Origin of the sequence: Streptosporangium sp. NPDC049248 (genome assembly GCF_040678965.1) — a bacterium.
Classification (GTDB): domain Bacteria; phylum Actinomycetota; class Actinomycetes; order Streptosporangiales; family Streptosporangiaceae; genus Streptosporangium; species Streptosporangium fukuiense.
Map to the genome: position 1 here is coordinate 1 of NZ_JBFAQY010000059.1, position 21962 is coordinate 21962.

The 21962-nt window shown below is 66.8% G+C and carries 21 protein-coding genes; 11 read left to right on the forward strand and 10 right to left on the reverse strand.

Translation table 11 applies throughout. The annotated features are described in order from the left end of the window. Window positions 1-183 precede the first annotated feature (183 nt). Entirely contained in the window at window positions 184-807 is a 624-nt protein-coding gene (locus AB0K21_RS44015) for a DJ-1/PfpI family protein (protein ID WP_364159069.1), read from the forward strand. Window positions 808-1079: 272 nt separating this feature from the next. Further along, complete coding sequence (locus tag AB0K21_RS44020) at window positions 1080-1898, forward strand: hypothetical protein (protein ID WP_364159072.1); 819 nt, start codon at window positions 1080-1082, stop codon at window positions 1896-1898. A 459-nt stretch (window positions 1899-2357) separates the two neighbouring features. On the opposite strand, the gene AB0K21_RS44025 is transcribed toward AB0K21_RS44020, so the two are convergent. Beyond that, window positions 2358-3458 carry a bifunctional NAD(P)H-dependent oxidoreductase/GNAT family N-acetyltransferase gene (locus AB0K21_RS44025; protein ID WP_364159075.1) on the reverse strand — a complete coding sequence of 367 codons (1101 nt, stop codon included), beginning with the start codon at window positions 3456-3458 and terminating at the stop codon, window positions 2358-2360. Window positions 3459-3488: 30 nt separating this feature from the next. Between AB0K21_RS44025 and AB0K21_RS44030 the strand changes: the two genes are divergently transcribed. Next, window positions 3489-3953 carry a MarR family transcriptional regulator gene (locus AB0K21_RS44030; protein ID WP_343970824.1) on the forward strand — a complete coding sequence of 155 codons (465 nt, stop codon included), beginning with the start codon at window positions 3489-3491 and terminating at the stop codon, window positions 3951-3953. Between the two features lie 419 nt (window positions 3954-4372). Here the strand turns inward: AB0K21_RS44030 and AB0K21_RS44035 are convergent, their stop codons facing one another. Then, window positions 4373-5722, reverse strand: a complete 1350-nt coding sequence (locus AB0K21_RS44035; protein ID WP_364159079.1) for an MFS transporter — start codon at window positions 5720-5722, stop codon at window positions 4373-4375. A 363-nt stretch (window positions 5723-6085) separates the two neighbouring features. On the opposite strand from AB0K21_RS44035, the gene AB0K21_RS44040 reads away from it, so the two are divergent. Continuing rightward, window positions 6086-7552: a pectate lyase gene (locus AB0K21_RS44040; RefSeq protein WP_364159107.1), complete on the forward strand. Its 1467-nt coding sequence runs from the start codon at window positions 6086-6088 to the stop codon at window positions 7550-7552. A 285-nt stretch (window positions 7553-7837) separates the two neighbouring features. On the opposite strand, the gene AB0K21_RS44045 is transcribed toward AB0K21_RS44040, so the two are convergent. Both AB0K21_RS44045 and AB0K21_RS44050 read right to left on the reverse strand, forming a co-directional pair. Continuing rightward, a complete protein-coding gene (locus AB0K21_RS44045) occupies window positions 7838-8146 on the reverse strand; it encodes a MiAMP1 family antimicrobial peptide (protein WP_343970830.1) in 309 nt (102 codons plus the stop codon). Window positions 8147-8487: 341 nt separating this feature from the next. Further along, complete coding sequence (locus tag AB0K21_RS44050; protein WP_343970833.1) at window positions 8488-9327, reverse strand: aldo/keto reductase; 840 nt, start codon at window positions 9325-9327, stop codon at window positions 8488-8490. Window positions 9328-9811: 484 nt separating this feature from the next. Between AB0K21_RS44050 and rho the strand changes: the two genes are divergently transcribed. Both rho and AB0K21_RS44060 read left to right on the forward strand, forming a co-directional pair. Continuing rightward, entirely contained in the window at window positions 9812-10888 is a 1077-nt protein-coding gene (gene rho / locus AB0K21_RS44055) for a transcription termination factor Rho (protein ID WP_343970836.1), read from the forward strand. Between the two features lie 225 nt (window positions 10889-11113). Next, a complete protein-coding gene (locus tag AB0K21_RS44060) occupies window positions 11114-11596 on the forward strand; it encodes a hypothetical protein (protein ID WP_364159084.1) in 483 nt (160 codons plus the stop codon). Between the two features lie 732 nt (window positions 11597-12328). Here AB0K21_RS44060 and AB0K21_RS44065 read toward each other — a convergent pair. Together AB0K21_RS44065 and AB0K21_RS44070 are read right to left on the reverse strand one after the other, a co-directional pair. After that, window positions 12329-13150 (reverse strand): protein phosphatase 2C domain-containing protein, encoded by an 822-nt coding sequence (locus AB0K21_RS44065; protein WP_343970843.1) that lies wholly within the window; start codon window positions 13148-13150, stop codon window positions 12329-12331. A gap of 133 nt (window positions 13151-13283) precedes the next feature. Continuing rightward, window positions 13284-14462, reverse strand: coding sequence for a leucine-rich repeat domain-containing protein (locus tag AB0K21_RS44070; protein WP_364159088.1), 1179 nt, complete (start codon window positions 14460-14462; stop codon window positions 13284-13286). Window positions 14463-14693: 231 nt separating this feature from the next. Between AB0K21_RS44070 and AB0K21_RS44075 the strand changes: the two genes are divergently transcribed. Further along, window positions 14694-15059 (forward strand): DUF1801 domain-containing protein, encoded by a 366-nt coding sequence (locus AB0K21_RS44075; protein WP_343970849.1) that lies wholly within the window; start codon window positions 14694-14696, stop codon window positions 15057-15059. Between the two features lie 261 nt (window positions 15060-15320). On the opposite strand, the gene cutA is transcribed toward AB0K21_RS44075, so the two are convergent. Next, window positions 15321-15659 (reverse strand): divalent-cation tolerance protein CutA, encoded by a 339-nt coding sequence (gene cutA / locus AB0K21_RS44080; RefSeq protein WP_343970852.1) that lies wholly within the window; start codon window positions 15657-15659, stop codon window positions 15321-15323. Window positions 15660-15888: 229 nt separating this feature from the next. After that, window positions 15889-16950 carry a hypothetical protein gene (locus tag AB0K21_RS44085; RefSeq protein WP_364159092.1) on the reverse strand — a complete coding sequence of 354 codons (1062 nt, stop codon included), beginning with the start codon at window positions 16948-16950 and terminating at the stop codon, window positions 15889-15891. A 239-nt stretch (window positions 16951-17189) separates the two neighbouring features. Between AB0K21_RS44085 and AB0K21_RS44090 the strand changes: the two genes are divergently transcribed. The 4 genes from AB0K21_RS44090 (at window position 17190) to AB0K21_RS44105 (ending at window position 20543) form a co-directional block, all read left to right on the forward strand. Next, window positions 17190-18302, forward strand: a complete 1113-nt coding sequence (locus AB0K21_RS44090; protein ID WP_364159095.1) for a DUF5685 family protein — start codon at window positions 17190-17192, stop codon at window positions 18300-18302. A 76-nt stretch (window positions 18303-18378) separates the two neighbouring features. Next, entirely contained in the window at window positions 18379-18798 is a 420-nt protein-coding gene (locus tag AB0K21_RS44095; RefSeq protein ID WP_343970862.1) for a hypothetical protein, read from the forward strand. 48 nt (window positions 18799-18846) lie between these two features. Next, window positions 18847-19413: a flavoprotein gene (locus AB0K21_RS44100; RefSeq protein WP_364159098.1), complete on the forward strand. Its 567-nt coding sequence runs from the start codon at window positions 18847-18849 to the stop codon at window positions 19411-19413. Between the two features lie 440 nt (window positions 19414-19853). Next, on the forward strand, window positions 19854-20543 hold the full coding sequence (locus tag AB0K21_RS44105) for a hypothetical protein (RefSeq protein WP_364159101.1): 690 nt from the start codon (window positions 19854-19856) through the stop codon (window positions 20541-20543). Window positions 20544-20651: 108 nt separating this feature from the next. Here the strand turns inward: AB0K21_RS44105 and AB0K21_RS44110 are convergent, their stop codons facing one another. Both AB0K21_RS44110 and AB0K21_RS44115 read right to left on the reverse strand, forming a co-directional pair. Next, window positions 20652-21200: a hypothetical protein gene (locus AB0K21_RS44110; RefSeq protein ID WP_343970872.1), complete on the reverse strand. Its 549-nt coding sequence runs from the start codon at window positions 21198-21200 to the stop codon at window positions 20652-20654. 494 nt (window positions 21201-21694) lie between these two features. Further along, a complete protein-coding gene (locus tag AB0K21_RS44115) occupies window positions 21695-21862 on the reverse strand; it encodes a hypothetical protein (RefSeq protein WP_364159104.1) in 168 nt (55 codons plus the stop codon). Window positions 21863-21962: the final 100 nt, after the last annotated feature.

Sequence of the window (21962 nt, forward strand, 5' to 3'; positions counted from 1 at the left end):
CCTGCAGTACCGGCCCGACCTGCTGAACGGTTTCATCGCCGAAACCGGGCTCACGATCTCTGATCTGGCATAACCCCCGGCTTTCATGCTCGGTATGCGTCATGCGATCCCTGAGAGCGACAGGGGTTGGTGTGCTCGTCATAGCCTGGTCGCCATTCACCGCAATTCGGTAAAGGAGCCGCTGTGCGTATCGTCATACCACTGTTCGACCGATTCACCGCCCTTGACGCAGTTGGCCCGTATGAGGTGCTCAAGTTCTTGCCGGGCGCCGAGGTGGTGTTCGCGGCCACCAAGTCCGGGCCGGTGCGGGACGTCCCCAAGTCGCTGGCCATCACCGCCGATGCAACATTCGCTGACATTGACTCCTGTGACGTACTACTGGTTCCCGGGGGACCAGGAACGCGGGGGCTTTTGCAGGATGACAAACTCCTCAATTGGATCCGGCGTATGCACAGGTCGAGCATTTGGACGACTTCCGTGTGTACGGGGTCATTGCTGCTGGGAGCCGCCGGACTGTTGACAGGCCTCTCGGCGACGACCCATTGGGCGGCGATCGATGTGCTGGAGTCGTTCGGGGCTACCTATACGGCCGAGCGTGTGGTGTTTCAGGGAAAGATCGTGACCGCTGCCGGAGTCTCTTCCGGCATCGACATGGCGCTCGCGCTGGCAGCACACATCACCGATCAGACCACTGCCGAGGCGATCCAGCTTGCGATCGAGTACGACCCGCAACCACCGTTCGACACCGGATCCCCCGCGAAAGCATCCCAGGCCGTCAAGGACCTTCTTGCCCGAGGGATTCGCTGACAGCACGAACCCTTGGGCAGCTCCGGAAATACTGCAACGCGTGCCATTCGCGTGTCAGTAAGGTCGGGGAGCAAGGGGGAATCACGGGGACTCACGGACAGGGCAAGGCTGCCTCTGACCGGCGCCGCAGCAGCTCGCCGGGTCACGTACCGAGATCTTGTAAAGTGTAGGCCAGGGGTTCGATTCTCTTCTCGATTTGCGTGCGAAAAGCCAGGCCATCCTTTATCCGGTGACCTGGACTTTCACTGTTCACGGGAACTCCGTGATCTTTCGTGACCGATGGCTTCTCGTGCCTTCTTGAACGCCTGCCCAAGCGCCTTGGCGATGACCTTGCCCCGGTCCTGACCGGCGTGCTGGTAGATCAAGCACCGCCCGCGTGGAGGAGCGCCCATGTGGGACATCAGCCGATCTCGAATCCGGTCGGGGATTTCTGCACAAAACATACACATGAGTACGGCGGAATCGCCACGAGCGACAGTTACGATCACGCGGTGGACGCAACGAATGATCTTCCTGACGTGCATCACCCGCGTGCTCCCATTGACGTCAAAGGTGGGGCGTGGGTGACGGTCGCCGTATTACTGGGGTTTGGGATGATGTATGCGACGAGTGCTCCCGGGTGGCACTATGCGTGGTTCATGCTTTTTGGCCCCGGCTGGCTGTTGTTCGGCGCCGGCTGGCTGATCGTGCTCGGCGTCCTCCTTGTTATGCCTGGGAGGCTGGTCGCATTGCGCCGAAACTGGCCGTTCTGGGCCGTGCCGCCCCTGATCGTGGTGCTGGTCGCCTCACTGGTCTACGTCGGTGCACCGGTCAAGATGCGTTTCGAGTTGTCGCGCGCCGACCTCGACCACTTCGCGAAGGCGATGTCAGAGGGGACGCCGCCTGGAAAGCGGAATTGGATCGGCCTGTATCCCGTCGAGTACCTTGAAGGATCCCCCAGCGCCTTCGGCTTCATGATCGATGACACGGGTTTCTTCACCAGTTATGGTCTCGCCTGGGTCCCGAACGGTGATCCGTACGACATCGACGGACCTGGCACCTACGAACACATCGACGGACCCTGGTACATCTGGGAGATCAGCGACTGGTAGGGGGCTCGTCCGTCTCGGGCACCAGGGGCTCATCAGGGCCGGAGTAGCTCGGCGAGGTGATCCGTTTGCCTTATGGGAGCCACTTTGGGAGTTACCCAGACGGGCGATCATGGACTGGGTTGAACAGACCCGAACGGCCGGACAAGCTTGTGAAACGGAGTCTGACCAGGGACTTCCCTTGGGGTAGGCATCGTTGATCGTTTCCGGGGTGTGCGGCCGTGTGCGCTGGTCGTGGGATGGAAACGGCCGTGTTCGCCCAGCTCGGCCAGGCGAAAAGAAAGGGTCTCGGGATGACCGGGACCATCTCCCCGCACCCGGTGGACTCACGCCGTCGTCGCATCCTCGATTCTCCGGTCGGCGATCTCCGCGCCCCCGCCGATGCACTTCGCGTGGACCTTGAGCAGCATGTCCACCTCGTGCCTCGCCCGCTCTGCCGTCCGGAGCCGCCACCCGGTCCCCTCATCCCAGTCCCGCCGGCTCCCCAGCGGGAACCCGGACGGCGCCATCCGCAGGCACTGGCTTGGTGAGGAAGGCGGTCGCGCCGTCGACCGACTCCGTTCGGTAGCCCTGGGCGTGGTAGAGGCGGATGTTGCGTTGACTCTCGGCACCGGTGAACAGCACGATGCGGCGGCAGCCGGCCTCGGCTGCGGCTTCGGCCTCGCGCAGCAGCCGGCGCCCCACGCCCCGGCCTCGCAGATCGGGGACGACGCCGAGCCGGCCCACGTGCCAGTCGCCGTCCACGCTGCGCGCCCGCACCATGCCCAGGAGCCGGCCATCCCGCCACAGGCCCGTGGTGTGCCAGGTGGCCAGCCATTCGCGTACCTGCTCCAGCGACTCCCCCAGAGCGGGGATGGCCAGGGTGTCGTTGGCCAGCGCCTCCTCCAGCCAGCAGCAGCGCTGGAGCACCAGGACCTCCGAGGCGTCGTCGGGGGTCAGCGCTCTCACATACGACCCCGGCAGCGGCCCCGGTCGCGACCGGGCCTGTTCGCGCAGCGGCCGGAGGGCGTGGGCGACCCGGACGAGTTCGTCCAGGACCCCGGTGGCGGTCGCGTCGCGGCCGGCGTCCGGGCGGAGTCGCCCGTTCTCCATCGTGTCGCCGATGCGCAGGGCGACCGTGGCGCCCAGCGGCACCAGCCGCAGCGTGGTCACCACCTGCTTGGCGTGCTGGACCGACCGGGTGCCCGCCGAGGTGTTGCCGTAACTGACGAACCCCATCGGCTTCCACGCCCATTCGCGGCCCAGGTAGTCGAGGGCGTTCTTGAAGGTCGCCGGCATGCCGTAGTTGTACTCAGGGGTGACCGCGATGAAGCCGTCCGCCGCGTCCACCATCGTGCTCCACCGCTTGGTGTGCTCGTGCCGGTAGACACCGGATGCCGGTGGGTCCTCCTCGTCGAGGAAAGGCAGGCCGAGGTCGCCAAGGGCCACCGGCACGAGTTCCACGCCGAGTTCCACGGCGCGTGGCGCGATCGTCTCGATCAGCCACTCTCCCACCGCCGGGCCGCGGGCGCCGGGACGGGTGCTGCACATCAGGACGAGGACACGCGCAGTTTTCGTTGACATGTAAACGAACGTAACTGATAACTTGTTTACATGTCAACGAAACGGCCCTCCGCGACGGTGCGCTGGCTCGACGCGGACGAGGAACGAGCCTGGCGCGCCCTGCGCCGCATGATGATCGCGGTCCAGTCACGCACCGCGCACGACCTGGCCGCGATCGGCCTGTCCGATCCCGACTACGAAGTGCTCAGCACACTCTCCGAGCGTCCCGGCCACACCAGCACGCTGCGCGAGCAGGCCGCCAAGATGGGCTGGTCACGCAGCCGCCTGTCCCGGCACGCCACCCGTATGGAGGCCCGAGGTCTCGTACGGCGCGAGCCTGATCCGGACGACGGCCGAGGCTGCTACCTCGTCCTCACCGAACGCGGCCTGGAAACGCTCGGGGACGCCGCCCCCACCCACCTGGAGTCGGTCCGCCGCCACGTCATCGACCGGCTCTCGCCCGCGGACCTCTCCGCCCTGGAAAGCATCGCCTCCAAACTGGAGGAACCCGCATGAGCTTCACCGGCGGTACCGGCCGACCGGGCGGCGTCTCGTCAACTTTTTTCAGGGCGCTCCGGCTGCTGCGAGACCGGGAGAAGGGCGTACTGCCGCGGAGCCTCCCGGAGAACGAGCGGCTCAGGCTTGCCCCATGCGCTCTCATTGACGAAGGCAGGATGACCGGTCGCCGGAGCGTCAGTGAGGCCGCGTGTGGCCACTTCATGTCCACGTACTGCCAACCGCCACGAAGGCGTCGCGAGATGTCAGCGTGTCAGTGCGCGGGCCCTGCTCGTCGAAGGGGGACGGTGGATGGCACGCTCTTTGTCGTGCCGGGTGGGGCAGGCTGTAGAGGAGTTCGGCGACCGCGGACGCCGGCGCGCTCGACGGCGCGTAGGTACCGGGTGAGGTCGCGGCCGCACTTCACGCTGTCGCCGACTTCACCGGGGACATCTCGACGATGTCGATTTGTTTCCGCGCTCCTGAGCAGGTAACTCTCGCAACGAGCGCAGGGGTGAGGCATAGGCGATCGCGGTGCCAAGGAGCATTACGCCGCTGCCGATGACGAGGGTGGCTCGGAGGCCGAGCAGCGATCCGAGCAATCCGCTGATAAGCGCGCCGAGGGGCTGCGTTCCGTAGACGAGGAATCTCCAGGTGGCGTTGACCCGAGAGAGCAGGGTGGGGATGATCAGAGCCTGCCGGAGGGTCTGCTGGTTGACGCTGTAGAGCGATGGCCCAACTCCCCGTAGCACCTGCGCCGCGGCCAGAACGGCGAGCGTGAGCGGCAGAGGGCTGCCTGCGGCTGCGAGTACCGGGCCGGCGATGGCCGCAAGGAACATCCCCGTGATGAAGGATCGGCCCGGGCCGATGCGTTGGGTGATCGGGGCCACGACCAGAGCGCCGAGGATCCCCGCCACGCCGCCGATCGCGATGACCGCACCGATCAAAGCCGGGGACAGGTTGAGATCTTTGACCAGATAGAGCACCAGGATGACGTTCTGGATCTGTCCGCCGAGCGCGCCGAGAGTGGCCGCCAGTGTTGTGGCGCGAATGATTCGATGGGCGAAGACCGCGCGCACTCCGTCGAGGATGTCGGCCCACAGGTGACGTTGATGCCGTTCGGTGGAGACGACGGCCGGGCCGGGGGTGCGGATGCGCGCCTTGCACAGTCCGGCGAGCAGGAAGGAGACGGCGTCGACGACGATGGCGATCGGTGCGGTGAGCAGCGAGACCAGTACACCGCCCAACGCTGAGCCGGTCGTGGTGACGGTCGCGTTGCTCAGCATGAGCGCGCTGTTGGCCGGCAACAACTGCTCCCGTGGCACCAGTACGGGGGTGAATGACTGAGCGGTCACGGCCTCGAAGAGGCCGCAGACGCCGGTGAGAACCATCACGACGTACAGATGCCAGATCTGCAGCACCCCGAGCACGGCCGCGACCGGGACCGAGCCCAGCAGCAAGGCCTGCGCCAGGTCTGCCAGAACGAGTATCCGCCGATAGGGCATGCGGTCCACCCACGCCCCGGCGGGCAACCCCAGAACGAGGTGCGGAAGCAACGCCGCCGCACCGAGAAGCCCCATCTGGGCGGGCGAGGCGTTCAGATGGACAACGGCTGTCAACGGCAGTGCCACCATGGTGACGCTCGATCCGAGCAGCGACGTGCAATTGCCGACGAAGAGCCGGCGGAAGTCGGGATATCGACGCAGAACCGACCGTGGCCGAGACGAAGGGCGGTCACCGTCATCGGTCTTCTCCGGCGGTGCCGGGGTTTCCCCCTCATCGGCGGCCATGGCCGGACGCTACCGAGGTCTCCGGGCAGATGCGTCATCGCCTGCAGGCCCTCGGGGATTTCGCGGCGCAACCCCTCGCCGTCAGGTCACGAAATGAAAGTTTCCCGGTTCATTGACAGTTGGAAAGCGCTTTCCTATGGTGTGACTGTCCGCCAACACGGACGTGTTCACACATGTGAGCGGTGCGCACTCGCTGGGGGGAATCCGGAGCGCAGGTCACCCAGGCCTGCCGGACCAGCAAGGAGTTCGGCTGTGAAAAACAGGTTCGACAGGAGGGCCGCCGCGGTCGCCATCGCCGGCGCGGTCGCCGTATCCGGGTGGGCGCTCGGCACCTCCGCGGCCGCGGTCGGTGTGGCCTTGCCGATGATCCAGGTCTCGGCGGTCGGCAGCGCCACCGGCTACGCGACCGGCAACGGCGGGACCACCGGAGGTGCGGGCGGGCAGACGGTAAGGGCCACCACGGGGACCGCGATCCACGCGGCCCTGTGCGGCCGGGCCAGCAGCAGCACCCCGATCACCATCGAGGTCGAGGGGACCATCAATCACGGCAATACCAGCAAGGTGTCGGGCACAAGCTGCAACACCGCCGCCGGCGTGATCGAACTCAAGCAGATCAGCAACGTCACGATCATCGGGGTCGGCAATGGGGCCGTCTTCGACCAGCTGGGCATCCACATCCGCGACTCCAGCAACATCATCATCCAGAACGTCACCGTCCGCAACGTCAAGAAGTCGGGCTCGCCCACCTCCAACGGCGGCGACGCCATCGGCATGGAGAGCACCGTCCGCAACATCTGGGTCGACCACGTCACCCTGGAGGCATCGGGTGGGGAGTCGGAGGGGTTCGACGGCCTCTTCGACATGAAGGACGACACCCAGTACGTGACCCTGTCCTACAGCACCCTGCGCAACTCCGGCCGCGGCGGGCTCATCGGGTCCAGCGAGAGCGACCGCTCGAACGGCTTCATCACCTTCCACCACAACCTGTACGAGAACATCGACTCCCGCACACCCCTGCTGCGTGGCGGCATAGCCCACATCTACAACAACTCCTATGTGAACCTCCACGAGTCCGGCATCAACTCACGGGCCGGGGCCCGCGCGAAGGTGGAGAACAACTACTTCAAGGACTCCAAGGACGTCCTGGGCACCTTCTACACCAGCGAGGCCGGCTACTGGCAGGTCGCCGGCAACATCTTCGACAACGTGACCTGGTCGGCCCCCGGCGGCGACAACGCCCCCGCCGGACCCAACCCGCAGTCCAACACCACCGTCAGCATCCCGTACTCCTACAGCCTCGACGGGGCGAGCTGCGTGCCGGACATCGTCCGCCAGACGGCGGGCGCCAACAAGGGGCTGCGGGTGTCGAACGGCAGCTGCTCGCCGCAGACACCGACGCCGACGCCGACAGTGACGCCCACGGTGACGCCGACTCCCACTCCCACGATCACCCCTCCGCCCAGCGGGACCAACCTCAGCATCGGGGCCGGTTCCGACGGCTCCAGCAAGGCCGACGGGACGAGCTACGGCAACGTACGCGACGGCAACCTGAGCACCTACTGGTCGCCGACCGGTTCGACCGGTGACATCTCGATCAAGTGGAGTTCCGCCAAGACGGTGTCCAGGGTCGTCATCCGTGAGGCGTCAGGCTCCGCGGGCGGCATCGGGGCCTGGCAGCTCCTCAACGGCACCACCGGCACCGTCCTGAAATCCGGCAGCGGGGCGGGCACCATCACCTTCGCCGCGACCTCACTGAGCAAGATCACCTTCAGGATCACCGGCTCGACCGGCGCGCCGAAGGTCGCCGAGTTCGAGACCTACGCCGGGTAACAGGTCGGTCCCACCGTCCGCTACCGATCGCCCGGAACAGGGGCGGGGCCGTCCAATCGACGAGCCCCGCCCTTCGGCTTCGGACGGCCCGCGCGCGGCCTCATGCGGGTCGGATGCCTCGATGCGCGCCAGGAACTCGGGGCGGAGGCTGGACAGCCTCCCCAAGGCGGTCTCGGCTCGGGCCCGACAGGTCCGCCGCGTCTCCTCCCTCTCGTCGGCAACCGGCAAGGGCCTCACCTCGAACCTTTCCGGCGCACGGGTTCCGGCCTGTCCGCCTCCCGGGGGTCAGCACACGATGAAGATGCTCTTCCAGCCGACGGGTGTCCTCTGCTCCGCGTTGCGGTTGGACGGCAGCTCGAAGTGCATCACACCCTGCGTGTCGGGCTGGTTGTACATCCGGCCGCTCTGGCCGTCGCCGTACCACTTGTACGACCCGTGGAAGGGGATGTTGGACGGGCCGCACCGGTCAATGACCACTGACCGGCCGGTGAAGCCCGGCCCTTCGTAGGCCACATACTGTGAGGCGTAGGCGGCGCTGCCCATGACCGCGACCATGGCGGCGGAGATGACGGGGACGAGGGCGATTCGCTTCACGATGTTCCTCCCGATGATCTCAGTGATCTACCGCGAGTATGCATACCATTACCCTGAGTGAACGAAACATGCTGTGCATGGTCTGGACCGCTCGCCGAAAGCATCGCCGGGGCAATGACCTTCCCCTGAAGAACGGACAGGGCATTAGGAACTCGCCGTTCGGACCCGACAACACAGAGGTCCCCCAGAACGCCTGTCCCGGAAATCCGCGCCTGAGGCACTGAGGGGCCGAGTTCATTGCCGGACCAGTTCGGAGCCGTTGCTACCGTTATGACAAGCTTCTGGGTACGGCTGCCGCGCTCCTCGTCCGGCTCCGATCATGACACCAAAGGGGAAGAGCCCTATCCCAACTCGGGCAGCCGGTCCAGACGGTCGCGGTGGGCCTGAGGCAGGTGGAGCCGAGCCGCGGCGAGGTTCTCCTCCAGGTGGTCCATCCGGGCGGTGCCCGGGATCGGGAGAATGACCGACGAGTGGCCGAGGAGCCAGGCGAGCGCGACTTGCGTGGGGGTGGCGCCGAGTTCGGCCGCCACGGCGGCGATCTCGGCCTGCGCCCCCGACGCCCCTGCCGCGACAGGCCGCCATGGGAGGAACGCGATCCCCGCCGCCTCGCAGGCCGCGAGCACGGGCTCGTGTTCGCGGTCCAGTATGTTGTAGCGGTTCTGCACGCTCGCGACGTCGATGATCTCCCGTGCCCGGTCGAGTTCGGCGACGGTGACCTCGGACAGTCCGATCCGGCCGAGCTTGCCATCGGTCTGGAGGTCCCGCAGCGTGCCGAGCTGGTCGGAGAGGGGCGTCTCCGGGTCGATACGGTGCAGTTGGAGCAGCTCGATGCGTTCTACGCGGAGCCGGCGCAGAGCCTGGTCGACCTGATCGCGCAGGATGGCCGGACGTCCGTCGAGTCTCCACTCGCCCGCAGGGCCCGTTCGTGCGACGCCGACCTTGGTGGTGATGAGCAGGCCGTCCGCGTAGGGGTACAGGGCTTCGGCGAGCAGTTCCTCGTTGGCTCCTCCGCCGTACAGGTGGGCGGTGTCGATCAGCGTGACGCCCAGGTCGACGGCCCGCCGGGCGACCGCGAGGGAGGTCTCACGAGCGGGGCCCGGCTCGGTCGGCAACTGCATGGCCCCGAATCCGAGCCGCCGTACCCCCAACTCCCCGCCGATACGAAACTCGGTCGACGTCATGCGCTGTCTTCGCTCCCTTGATCGGCGGACAACTCTAACAGCGCGGTCGGCCCAGGAGCGAGGTCTGGGGAACCCGTCCGGATCCTGGGTTGCGTTCGAACCCCGGGATGGTGTTATCGTGAAATCGGCTCGTCGATGTGGTCGATCTGATCCTCTTTTCGATTCAGAGCCCTTCTCTCGCCGCCGCTGAGCGTCGGTATTTCGTTTTCGCCCGCCACCGCGGGTGTCATTTCCCGTTCGGCGACCGGACGGCGTCAGCACACGCCCTCCCCGCGCGCATGGATCGCCTGCCGCCTGCCGGGACTTCATCGCACCATGCCCGCCATCGGGCCGAACCGGTGCACATCCCTCCTTCCCATCGCCCATTTCGGCTCTTAAGGACACGCCCATGACCATCACCACCGACCGGCCTTCGAAAAGGAGTGCCGCGACCACCGTTCCGACGGCTCGGAACAGTACACGCCCGCCCGCCGAAGAACGGGAGGTGACCGGTTTGCTCGATGTCCGCGGCGGGAGGGCCTACCTCAGGGCGGGCGGCTACCTCCCCGGCGAGGACGATCTCTGCCTGCCCGCCGCCCAAGTGAAGGCGCTCGGTCTGCGCCCAGGCGACCTGATCACAGCGGCACTGCGCAAGCCGTCCGGCAAGCCGGCCGAGGTGTTGTCGATCGACGGCGCGGAACCGGGCGTGGCACGGCCACACTTCGCCGACATGACGCCCGTCCACCCCCACCGACGCCTGCTGTTGGAGACGGGATCGCCGATCACACGCCTGATCGACCTCGTCACCCCGGTCGGCCTGGGGCAGCGCGGCCTGATCGCCGCGCCACCGAAGGCCGGGAAGACCATGGCACTCAAGGCGATCGCCGACGCCATCGCGGCGAACCATCCCACGGTCCACCTCATGGTGGTGCTCGTGGGCGAGCGCCCCGAGGAGGTCACCGATTTCCGCCGGCAGGTGCGCGGCGAGGTGATCGCCTCGACGTTCGACCAGCCCGAACGCGACCATACGGTGCTCGCCGAACTCGCGATCGAGCGGGCCAAACGGCTCGTCGAGCACGGCAGGAACGTCGTCGTCCTCCTGGACTCCCTGACCCGGCTCGGCAGGGCGTACAACGTCATCGCCCCGAAAGGCGGCAAGACGCTGACGGGTGGAGTCGACGCGTACGCCGTCCACCAGCCGAAACGGCTCTTCGGCGCGGCCCGCGCGACCGAGGAGGGCGGCTCGCTCTCCATCCTGGCGACCGCGCTCGTCGAGACGGGCTCGCGGATGGACGACTATCTCTTCGAGGAGTTCAAGAGCACCGGCAACATGGAGCTGCGGCTTGACCGGACTCTCGCCGAGCAGCGTCTGTTCCCCGCGGTGGATGTGACATCCTCCAGCACACGGCGGGAGGAACTGCTCCTCGCCGACGACGAGCGAGAGATCATCTGGAAACTCCGGCAGGTGCTCGCGGGCCTGGACCGTGAGCCGGCGCTCACCGGGATACTCGACGGTCTGCGCACGTCATCGTCCAATGCCGTCTTCCTCCGGAAGCTCGCGCTTTCGCGGAACCCTCGCTGAGGCCGACAGGGAATCCACCGCCCGGCCACACGGTCCCACGACCGTTCCCAAGTGCGCGCGGCCGGCCGAAAACTTCCAAACCCGCATCGACCGGCCACGACGGCCGAGGGAACCTGGGCACGAAGTTCATCAGCCGGGAGGCTTCTCAGGACAATCGGATTCCACCCACGTGGCGATCAGATCCCGGCAGAACACCGTGACGGTTCCGGGCCGGAATGCGATCTCATGACTGCACCCATCAGGACGAGGAAGGATCTCGTCAAGGATCACCACGCTGCGTGGCCCGCCCTGGGACGGCACGGCGATGTCGAGTGTGAAGCTCGAAACTCCCTCGTAGCGGATGAGCAGGTCCTCTTCATGCTTCCAGCAGCTGTGCTTGAAAGCGATCTCCGCGGAGGTCTCCCCGTCGACCTCTCCGAACGAGATCCGCTCCAAGACGAGGTCTTTCACGCACCGCGGACCATGGAAGTCGTAGTGGTGGGGATCGGCCGCGAACGTCCGAGCACCTGCCGGCAACGCGTCGGCGAGTTCGGGAAGCCGCCTCAGATACTCGGCCGGGTCGATGACACCGTCGACGACACCGTCGGGCAGACTCATCGTCGCATCGAGGTTTACGTATTTCATACGGCGCTCACATCCGGGATCGTACAGACGCGGCCGATGCGGGACATATACGGAACGATCTTTATCGAATCATCGACGGCCTAGGGCATGGCCGCAGGTGGCCGCAGTCTGGGACCTTCAGCCTCGGAGCGCGTCATCTCCCGAAGCCGGAGGGGAGGGGTTCACCCCCTGGCTGTTCGGCACCTTCACCGGGCGTCGAGTTCCTGCATGCTCCAAGCGAACTGCAAGCAGCCGGCACCAGGCTGGATGTCACAGGTACCGGGAGGCCTGTCGTGTGGTCCCCGATCCGCGTCCGCGTGACAAGAAGAGACATGGCTGATTCGGAACACGAGTCGTATGTGCCCAGAAGGCTTTCCGGCCCCACAGATGATCCACCACGTGAGGAACCGCGAGGCTGCCGCCGGATCCCCGCGATACTCACCACAGCCGTGATCGTTGTCCTGGCCGCCCTGGTGGGGATCACTTTTTCGAACAAGCCCACGGCCGGTGCCGGCAACCGGTCGACCACTCAGTGCGTGGACACGAGCTCACCTCAGGCTGACAGCCCCCATCGAATCGTTGACCGTCGCGAGTGTGAGAACGACAAGGACGGCTCACAGGGCGGCCGGTACCGCTGGCAGAACCATGGTACGAGTTCCGACTCCGGCCGGGACCGCGGCGTTCTACGTCGAATCGGCGACTTCATCGGTTACCTGCTCGGCGGGGGCGGTAAGCGCCACTGAACCCCGTCGGTTCGTACTGCTGCCTTCCCGGGCATTGCCGGAAGAACCGCGTCAAGATTGTCCCGGCAAGTACGCCGGACCGCTGGCCGGGAATCTAGGAGAGTTTCCAGAGCGCCGCGGTGGCGTCGTCGTGGGTCTTGGCGCGAGGCCACCGGGAGCCGTCCGGATCGTCGTGCTCGGCCTCGCGGACACGGCGGATCAACTCGGCGGGGCCTGGATCGTCCAGCAGGTCGAGGATCTGGCGCCAGGTGGTCAGGTGGAATCGGGCGGCGAGCCGGGATGCTCCGTCACTGAGCAGCGCGGCGGCGCGTACCTTCTCGGTCGGGAGGGTGCCGGTGAGAGCCTGTTCGGCGGCGAGGGGAGCGACCGCGGCGACCCAGAACCCGCCGTCGCGGTTGCGGTGATCGCGCAGTGCCTCCACATACCGCCGGTGGGCCGCGGTGTGCTCGGGACTGCCGGAGGGCAGGGCGTCCATGGCCGCCCGGTGGGCCGCACCGACCCGTGCCTCTCGGTCATCGCAGACGACCAGCGGTTCGGCCGTGCCGAGCACGTCCAGCACGAGGACGGAATCGGCCAGGACGAGATAGTCCAGCGCGTCGGCTGTCCGGCGGAGTACGACGACGGTGGCCGAGGGGGAATCGGGATGGTTGAGGTCGCAGACGAAGTCGTGCAGGGAGGCCACCGTCTTGATGGCTTCGGCCAGGATCTCCGTCAGCGCCTTGTCGTCCTGGACCAGGGCGGTGATGAGGGTTGAGCCGAGCGACTGCGTGTACCAGGCGACGCCGTGAGCACACCCCGATTCCGAGTCCGCCGGGGCGCCGGCACCATCGAGCAGGACGACGGCGTTCGGCGTGGCGGCGACGAAATCCTCGTTCGGCCGCCCGGGGGCCGCTTCGGTGGCGAAGGTCACGCGCATCGGATGCAGGTCTCCTCGTGACGGCAGAGCGGACTGGCCAGTCCCGCTCTGACCGGTTCCCCGACCGCCGGGTCCTATTCCACGTGGTCGAACAGGTTTCATTTCGGGCAGGTCGGCTACCACGCAGGTCGAGCTAGAAGAAGGAGGGAAGGCTCCCGGGCCATTCAGGAGGAACTGTGAACTGGTTGCCGCTCAGGCCGAGTCCGTTCAGGGTGGTGAGATTCCTCAGTGACTCCGGCAGGGAGGTCAGCTGGTTATAACTCAGATTGAGCCGGAGCAGGGCCGTGAGGTTTCCCAATGACTCCGGCAGAGCAGTCAGCCGGTTACCTCCCAGGTTGAGCTTGGTCAGTGCGGTGAGGTTTCCCAACGACTCGGGCAGGGCGGCCAGTTCGTTGTTGGCCAGGTCTAGTTCCGCGAGGGCGGTGAGGTTTCCCAACGACTCGGGTAAAGCAGCCAGCCGGTTATCGCTCAGGTCGAGCCGGAGCAGGGCCGTGAGGTTTCCCAACGACTCGGGCAGGGCTGTCAGCCGGTTGCGGCGCAGGTTGAGTTCGGTCAGTGCGGTGAGGTTCCCCAGGGAATCGGGGAGGGCTTCCAGTTGATTGTTGTACAGGTTGAGCCGGGGGAGATTGGTGAGGTTTCCCAGTGACTCGGGCAGCGCTGTCAGCCGGTTGTGGCGCAGGTTGAGCTTGGTCAGTGCGGTGAGGTTTCCCAGTGACTCGGGTAGGGCTGTCAGCCAGTTTCTGTGTAGGTCGAGTTTGGTCAGTGCGGTGAGGTTTCCCAGTGACTCGGGTAGGGCTGTCAGTTCGTTGTTGCGTAGGTCGAGTTGGGTGAGATCGGTGAGGTTCCCCAGGGAATCGGGTAGGGCTGTCAGCCGGTTGTGGCGCAGTTCGAGTCGGGTCAGTGCGGAGAGGTTCCCCAGCCATTCCGGCAACGCCTTCGGGCCGCGGCAGGACAGATCGAGTGTGGTCAGGGCGGTGAGGTTCTCCAGCGACTCGGGCAGGGCGGCCGACTGGTTACCGCGCAGGCTGAGTGTGGTGAGAGCGGTGAGCTCTCCCAGCCATTCAGGCAATGTCTCCAGACCGAGCTCGGACAGGTTGAGCGTGGTCAGTGCGGTGAGGTTCCTCAATGACTCGGGCAGGGCGGTCAGCCGGTTGTAACTCAGGTCGAGCTTGGTCAGGTGAGTGAAGTCGCCGAGCAGTTCGGGCAACGCCTCCAGCCCGAGATTGGACAGGTGGAGGCTGGTCGATCCGTTCCGCAGGCGCTTGCGGATCCGCGCGACGGCGATCGTCTGCCCCGTCTCGGACCACATCATGATCTCCCTCCTGTCACGCCGTTCTTCGGCCCGTTCCCTCGGTGCCGCTTCCGTCAGGAGCACTGTCGACGAGGCTAGAGACCGCGACTGGAGGCCGACTTGTAGGTCAGTGGGGCCTGGTGGTGGGTGATCGCGTTCCGGAATTCCTCGCGACCGACGCGGAGGCAGGTCGGGCCAGGCAGGACATATTTGAGATGTCGATCAATGTCGCGTTTCACGTACGCTCGGATCATGGTGCGAAGTCAGGCGGAAGACGTGGACGGCTACCTCGCCGAGGTGCCCGAGGAACGCAAAGAGGCTCTGATCCGGCTGCGTGAGCTGTGCCGTGCGGAACTGCGAGGATTCACCGAGGTGATGGCGTACGGGATGCCCACCTATGAGCGAGACGACATCGGGGAGATCAGCTTCGCGAGCCAGAAGCAGTACATCTCCTTCTATCTGCTGCGCAGCGAGGTCCGCGAAGCCTTCGCGGAGCGGCTGGCAGACCATGACATGGGCAAGGGCTGCCTGCGCTTCCGCGGGCCGGAAAAGATCGACTTTGTGCTCCTCCGGGATCTGCTGCGGGCCACGGCGGCCGGACCGGGCAAGATCTGCTGACTGCCGTGACGCGAGGTCGGCGGGCATCCGCGCACCCGGCCGGTCCGTGTGCTTGCCGGTCGCGCCTGCCTGTGCAGACGGCAGATTCCGCACACCATTCCGGAGAAACGCGACCAAGCCGCTCACCGGCTCCGCCGAGGATCGACCGGTGGCCGCCCGCCGGGGTCCGGCCGCGAGATGCACGGACGCAGACACAACGCCGAGTGCCGGATCGGCCTTCTGGTGATGTCCGTGACCCGGGAGCGCAGCTTGTGGAGGACCTCACTCAGTGGGGACCGTCTCCCGTCTGATCCAGTCGAGGTAGTCGGTGTTGCCGACCACCAGGGGGACCGCGACGATCTGTGGCACCTCGTAGGAGTGCGACTCCCGCACCCGCCGGGCGAGGTCCTCGAACCGCCCCGCGGTGGTCTTCATCAGCAGCAGTAACTCCTCGGAGCGCTGGATCTCGCCCTCCCACCAGTAGACGGACTCGATCGGAGCGATGATCTGGCAGTCGGCGGCCAGCCGCCGGCCCACCACCGCCGAACAGATCCGCTCCGCCTCCTCGCGGCTGCTGGTGGTGACACGAACCTCGACACAGTCCGAAGCATTCTCGACCATGCCGACACCCTGCCGAATCATCCCCATGGGCATCAAGAGCGGCACTCCGCGGTCAGGAGTCCTGAATGTCGTCGATGCAGCTGGATCGACGGCGGCGTGATCACATCAGGGGGCCGGCGGCACCGAGCCTCGCCGAGGACGGGTTCGCCGAACCCGGCGCGGACATCCGACCGGCGCCGGGTGATCCGCACGGATCCGACCCCGAACCTCGAACCGGAGAACCGGCAGGTCAGTCGTCCACGAGATCCAAGGGATCGAGGGGAGTCGACGGGTCGAACAGCCTGGGCAGCTCGCCCGTGTGCAACATCTTCAACACCAGGGTCACCGGCCCGTCCTGCTTGATCTTCAATGTGGCCCGCAGCACCGCGCCGTCCCCGGAGCCGACCTCGTCGTGCGTGATGTCCTCGACGAGGTCGGACAGCGGTGTGCCGGACTGCGTCACGGCCTTCGTGGTGAACTTCCCGGTGAAGGTCTCCTTCACCCCGGTCCCACGCGGCAGCACGCACACGACGTTGACCGCCTGGTCGGTCGTGGCCGCGGGGCGGCGCAGGCCCACGCCGTACAGCGCCACGGCCGTCGGTGCGGGCGGTGCCGTGACCGCGGCGGCGACCACGTCGCCCAGACACTCGGCGATCGCGGCGTGATCGGGGTCGGCTGCCAGGGAGGGGCTGCCGCCCAGGGCGCTTGCCACCGGATCGGCCGAGGCTCCGGACACCAGCACCGAATCGGTCACCACCACCTGGTTGAGCTGGTTGAGCAGGCCGAGCTCGCTGGTCAGCGCGCTGTCCGGGTCGATCGCGCCGTCGGCGGCCAGCGTCAGTCCCTGCTGCCCACCGATCGTGCGCGGCTTCGCCCCCAGGGCGGTCAGTTTGGTACGGATGGCCGCCGCGTCCTGCTTGCCGTCGATACGGATCGCGGTATTCGGCGGGTTACCCAAGGAGACGGCCCGGACGGCTCCAAAGACGTCGATTCCGGTTCTCTCGGGGAGCAGCCGCGCGCTGCTGCCGAGCGCGCCGAAGCCGAAGCCGATCGCCGGCAACCAGCGTTCCTCCTTCTTCTCCGGACCGCTCGCGGTGACCACGCCCAGCTCGCGCCAGTGCGTCATCTCTCCGTACTCCAGGTATTCGGCGGCCGGTCCGCCGGCTGACAACGCTTTCATCATCTCGCGCAGTCCGCTGGATTCTCCGGCGCCGGTGACCGGGGAGTCCGAGGCACCCGGGGGCCTGGCACCCGAGGTGGCCGGGGCCGGGTCTTCCGCTCCGCCGCAACCCGCCACGACCAGGCCTGACATCGCAAGGAACAACCCGAGCCCACGCACATTCGGAACCTTGGCCATTGACCGCCCCGGTCGCCGCCGTGAGCAGAGGGTCAGTGCTCTTTTCATGATCTTGTTCCTTCGGCTTTGTGAACGAGATCATTGTCCGGGTCCCCACTGGTGTTTCGGTGAGAGATCACTGCAACCACGGCATTGCAAGCATGTGACAAGTGAAAGCTGGCAGGCTGGGCGACGGACATTCAGGGAAGGGACCTATGTTTGGGATTGTTCGCCCATGCCAGCACGGGATGTGCGGTGGGCTGTTCAAGGAGTGGATGGCGCACCTGTGCGGGCTCTGCCTGGCCCTCAGGGACGAGCACGGGCACGCCTCCAGGTTGGTGACCAACTACGACGGTCTGCTGGTGTCCGTGCTCACCGAGGCGCAGGCGCCGGCTTCCTCCCCGCACCGGCGTGCGGCGGCCTGCGCACTGCGCGGGTTCAAGGGCGCGGACGTCGTCGAGGCCGAGGGGGTACGGCTGGCGGCCGCGGTCTCGCTGATCCTGGCCGCGGGCAAGGTCAGAGACCACGTCGAGGACGGCGACGGCATCTACGCGCGCCGGTTGGTGGCGGCCGGTGCGGGGCGGGTGGCCGATCGCTGGTCGGCCGCCGGATCGGATACGGCCTCCGCCCTCGGGTTCGATCCCGCTCCGCTGCTCGTCGCGGTCGAGGAGCAGACCCGGCTGGAACGCCTGCCGAACCCGAGCCTGCTCCAGCTCACCGCCCCCACCGAGGCCGCGGTCGCCGCCGCCTTCGGGCATACCGCCGTACTGGCCGGCAAGCCGCACAACCGGGAGACGCTGGAGGAGGCCGGGCGTTACTTCGGCCGCCTGGCACACCTGCTGGACGCCGTCGAGGACCTGGCCCGCGACCGCGCCCAGGGAGCCTACAACCCGCTCGTCGCCTCGGGCACCGACCTGGCCGTCGCGCGGCGGCACTGCGACGACGCCGTGCACGGACTGCGTCTGGCGGTGGCCGAACTGGATCTGGAGCGACGCCGTCTGGTCAACGCGCTGCTGGTCAAGGAGACCGGCCGCGCCACCGGACGGATCTTCGGCGAGGCCGAGCAGGAGAGTCCCGAGGCGCCCCCGCGTGATCCGCGGCTGAAGCCGGACCCCGGCGGGCTGCTGTCGCTGCTGTGCATGTCGGCGGCCTGCTGCACCTGCGGGCTGTACCGGCCGCCGTGGGACGAGGATCGCTACAAATCGTGCGGTGAGCGCTGCGACCCCGGCGGCTGCGACGGCTGCGGGCAGTGCTGCGACGGGTGCTCGGGTTGTTCCGACTGCTGCTCCGGTTGTTCCGACTGCTGCAACTGCAACTGCGACTGCTAGGGCACGTCGTCGAAGTGTCACAGTCGCTTGCCTTCGGGCAGGCGGCCTTGGTCGAAACGGGAGAGCTGGTGGGACGATGACGGACGACAATCTGCGCTTCGCCTCGGCGGACGAGTTCGCCGCCTGGCTGGAGGCGAATCACCGAACCGCCCGCGAGGTCTGGGTCGCCATGCCGAAGAAGGGTACGGCGGTGCCCTCGATCACCAGAGTCGAGGCCCTGGAGGTCGCCCTGTGCTATGGCTGGATCGACGGCAAGTCCTTCTCGGGAAACGTGCCGGACGGCTGGTGGGCCCAGCGCTTCTCACCGCGCAGGCCCCGTAGCTCATGGTCGAAGATCAATTGTGTCAAGGTCGAAGAGCTCGTCGCCGCCGGTCGGATGCGGCCGGCCGGGCTCGAACAGGTCGAGCTGGCCAAGGCCAACGGCCGCTGGGCCGCGGCCTACGCTCCGTCGAGCGCGGCGGAGAGCCCGCCTGATCCGCCGGCGGCGCGATCCTAGCGGGGCCGGTACCTTCTGGTGGGTGAAACCGGTGTTGGGAGTCGACGCGTGAGCCAGTCCGGCAAGGTCCTCTACGTCATCGTGTGCGCCGCAGGCGGCGCCGGCGACGTGGGGCGTCTCGTCAACCTCGCCCAGGAGGCGGGCTGGGCCGTCCAGATCGTCGCCACCCCGTCCGCGCTGGACTTCATCGACGTCCCCGCCCTGGAAGAGCAGACCGGCCGCCCCGTCCGCAGCCGGTACCGCAAGCCGGACGAGCCCAAGCCGCCGAGAGCCGATGCGATCATCGTCGCTCCCGCGACCTACAACACGATCAACAAGTTCGCCCAGGGGATCGCCGACACCTACGCCCTCGGCCTCCTCGCCGAAGCCCCCGGGCTCGGTATCCCCGTGGTCGTACTGCCTTCCGTCAACGGCGGCCTCGCCTCCCGCGAGCCGTTCCGCCGGAGCGTCGAAAGCCTTCGGGCCGAGGGCGTCCCCGTCCTGCTCGGCTCCACCGCCGGAGGCGGGGAAGCGGAAAGCCATCCCTGGGCCCTTGCCCTCGAAACCCTCGAAGGAATCGAGCGGCTCCGTCGCGAGAGCGCGGAAGCGGCGATCCCGGAGGAGGGCCGACCGTAGATCGCCGCCCGGAAACGATCACACGCGGGGATCCGGTGCCGTGTGCCGTGTCGATTCCCGGGCACTGTCACGTACCGGCGATCGTCACGGGACGCGGTATGCGCGGTGCGAATCGCCATTGATTTTCGTGACCCCGGTCCGCTTTGAACGTTTTTCAAGTGGCCCATTCGGATACGACGGATAATCCCCTTAGAATGATCACCGGAAAGAGGTGATGATCTGGAGGGCTCGGGAAGACAGCGGTTCGGTGTGGTGGTCGATCCCGGTCTGTCCCCGGAGATCGCGGGTCTGCTCCGTGCGAATCCAGTGCTGCTGGCACGCATGCGAGCAGGTTGGAGGCCGCCGGAAGAACCGCGGGAAAAATCCGCGGCTCCTCTGGCCGTCGGCGGCATGCTCGCCGCGGTCGGCCTTTTGCTGGCGCTCTCCTTCGGCTGGGGGCCATGGCCGTAATCCCGCTGCTCACCGTGCTCGCATGGTTTCTTTCCGCCGCGATCAGGGCCACGGGGAATGTCGAGGAGAGCGTTACCCCGGAGCGGGAACTGTACGGTCTCGCGCACCGCTACCGGGATTCCTATTTCCTCTTCGACGACTTCGACACCGATGCGAGGAACCTGCTTGCCCGGACGCGGGCGGCGGTCGGCTCCGTTCTGCGATCACGCGTCAACACCGAGGGATTGCTCGACGTCGCGCGAAACGCCGTCATGCTGCCGCCGCAGGAATGGGAGATCGCGCGCCTGCTGGCCAAGCTCTCCTCCCTCCGGAAGGAACATCGCGATCTCATGCGTGGCGGGGTCACCCGGGAGGTGGCAGCCGCGGTGAAACCGCTGGAGCGAGCACTCGCCGGCAGCGAGGGCGCCGTCATCGCGAAGGTGGAGGCGCTGGAGCGGTACGCGGCCCATGTCGCCGACGCCGAACGCGCCTACCGGGCCCGTGACCAGATCGAGGCGTTGGTGGAACGACTGCCCCGCTATGAGGAACTGCTCGCCGAGGCGGGGGCCGACGCCCTGAGCATGCCGGAGATCGGGTATCTCACGGGCGAGGCCGGCGAACTGGAGCAGGCGTTGCGCGCGAGCATTGATTCGGCACACGAGCTCTTCCTTCATCTGGACGGCCAGGAGCGGTCCGGATGAAGGTCACCGGGTCCTGCCACGAAGGGGCGTGAGAAAGGTGCCCACCGGCACGGTCATTTGACGACCATCGGCGCCGATCCGCGGTTGGCGGAACCATATCTACAAGATTTATCCCACATCGCCCGCTTGCTCCATGGATTCCATAATGTCGGCGATCATGCGAATTGCCATGGTTTCGTCATTGGTTAGATGGTTGATGTAGTCGGCCAGCAGAACGAGGGTCGCTTCCAGAGCGTTCATCTCGGCTTCGGTCCAGGGGCCGTACTGCTTGCGCCAGAGCGTCGGGCTCAGACCGATGGCGCTGGCGGTCAGCATGCCCGCCATGGCGGGGATGGCCTCGGGCTTGACACTTATGGTCATCTTGCGCATGCTGCCGATGACGTAGGGCACCACGGATTCGACCACGTCACGGTCCTGCTCCTCGTGGGCCTGGCGCAGCCACTCCATGTACAGGTAGACAAGCGTGCAGGCGCCGTCGAGCACGTCACTGGCGTCTTCGCTGGAGAAGGATCCGAAGAACTCGTCGATCAGTTCTCGCTGCTTGGGGTCGGCCTGCGAGATGCCCTCGCGAATACGGGTGAGAAGCGAGTCGACGTAGAGCAGCGCGGTCCCTACATCACCAACCGGGGCATATTCCGGGTCAAAGGAAGAAAACATCGCTACCTCGCTTGGGGCTTGATATCCGGCCTGCCATACCGGGTGGTTGCGGCAACGTCTCTGTCGAAAAATACTCCCTCAGGAAGCGCCGCAAGGCGGATATTCGGGCAACCGAGTAGGTGAGGATCAGGGCACAATCCCGAAAACACGATGATCTCCAAAGTGTTCGGGACGGATGATCTTCCAGGCCGGGTCGGGCCGGGCCGCGGTCGCGTCGTCGTGGATTTTCGCCCGATGCCGCGGGGAGCCGTGGGAGCCGGTGTGTTCGGCCTCGCGGACCCGGCGGATCAGCTCGCCGAGGGGCCTCGCGTCAGGTGGCCGACCCGAGCCGGACAGGTGGAGGTCGCGGACGAATCGCCGGCGCCTCCGTCGCGGATCCGCGGTCAGGGGGCCTCGTCCGGCAACGCGCCGGGCCGGGCCGGGAGTGCGATCGGCGGGCGGAGACGTGGGCGCACGCGCCGAGCGCGAGCGGGTGCGCTCGGCGCGAGGGGTCCTCAGTACGAGGGGTCCGAAATGGACTCGGCCCGGTAGATGTCCATCGGCTCCTCGCCGTCCTCGTCCACGCCCACCTTCCTCAGCCGCAACGTTCGGCTGCCGATTTTCAGGGAGCGTTCACCATTGATCTCCGTGGACGCGAACACCGTGACCGAGTGACCGTGCATATCGCGTACCGAGCATGAAAGCCGGGGGTTATGCCAGATCAGAGATCGTGAGCCCGGTTTCGGCGATGAAACCGTTCAGCAGGTCGGGCCGGTACTGCAG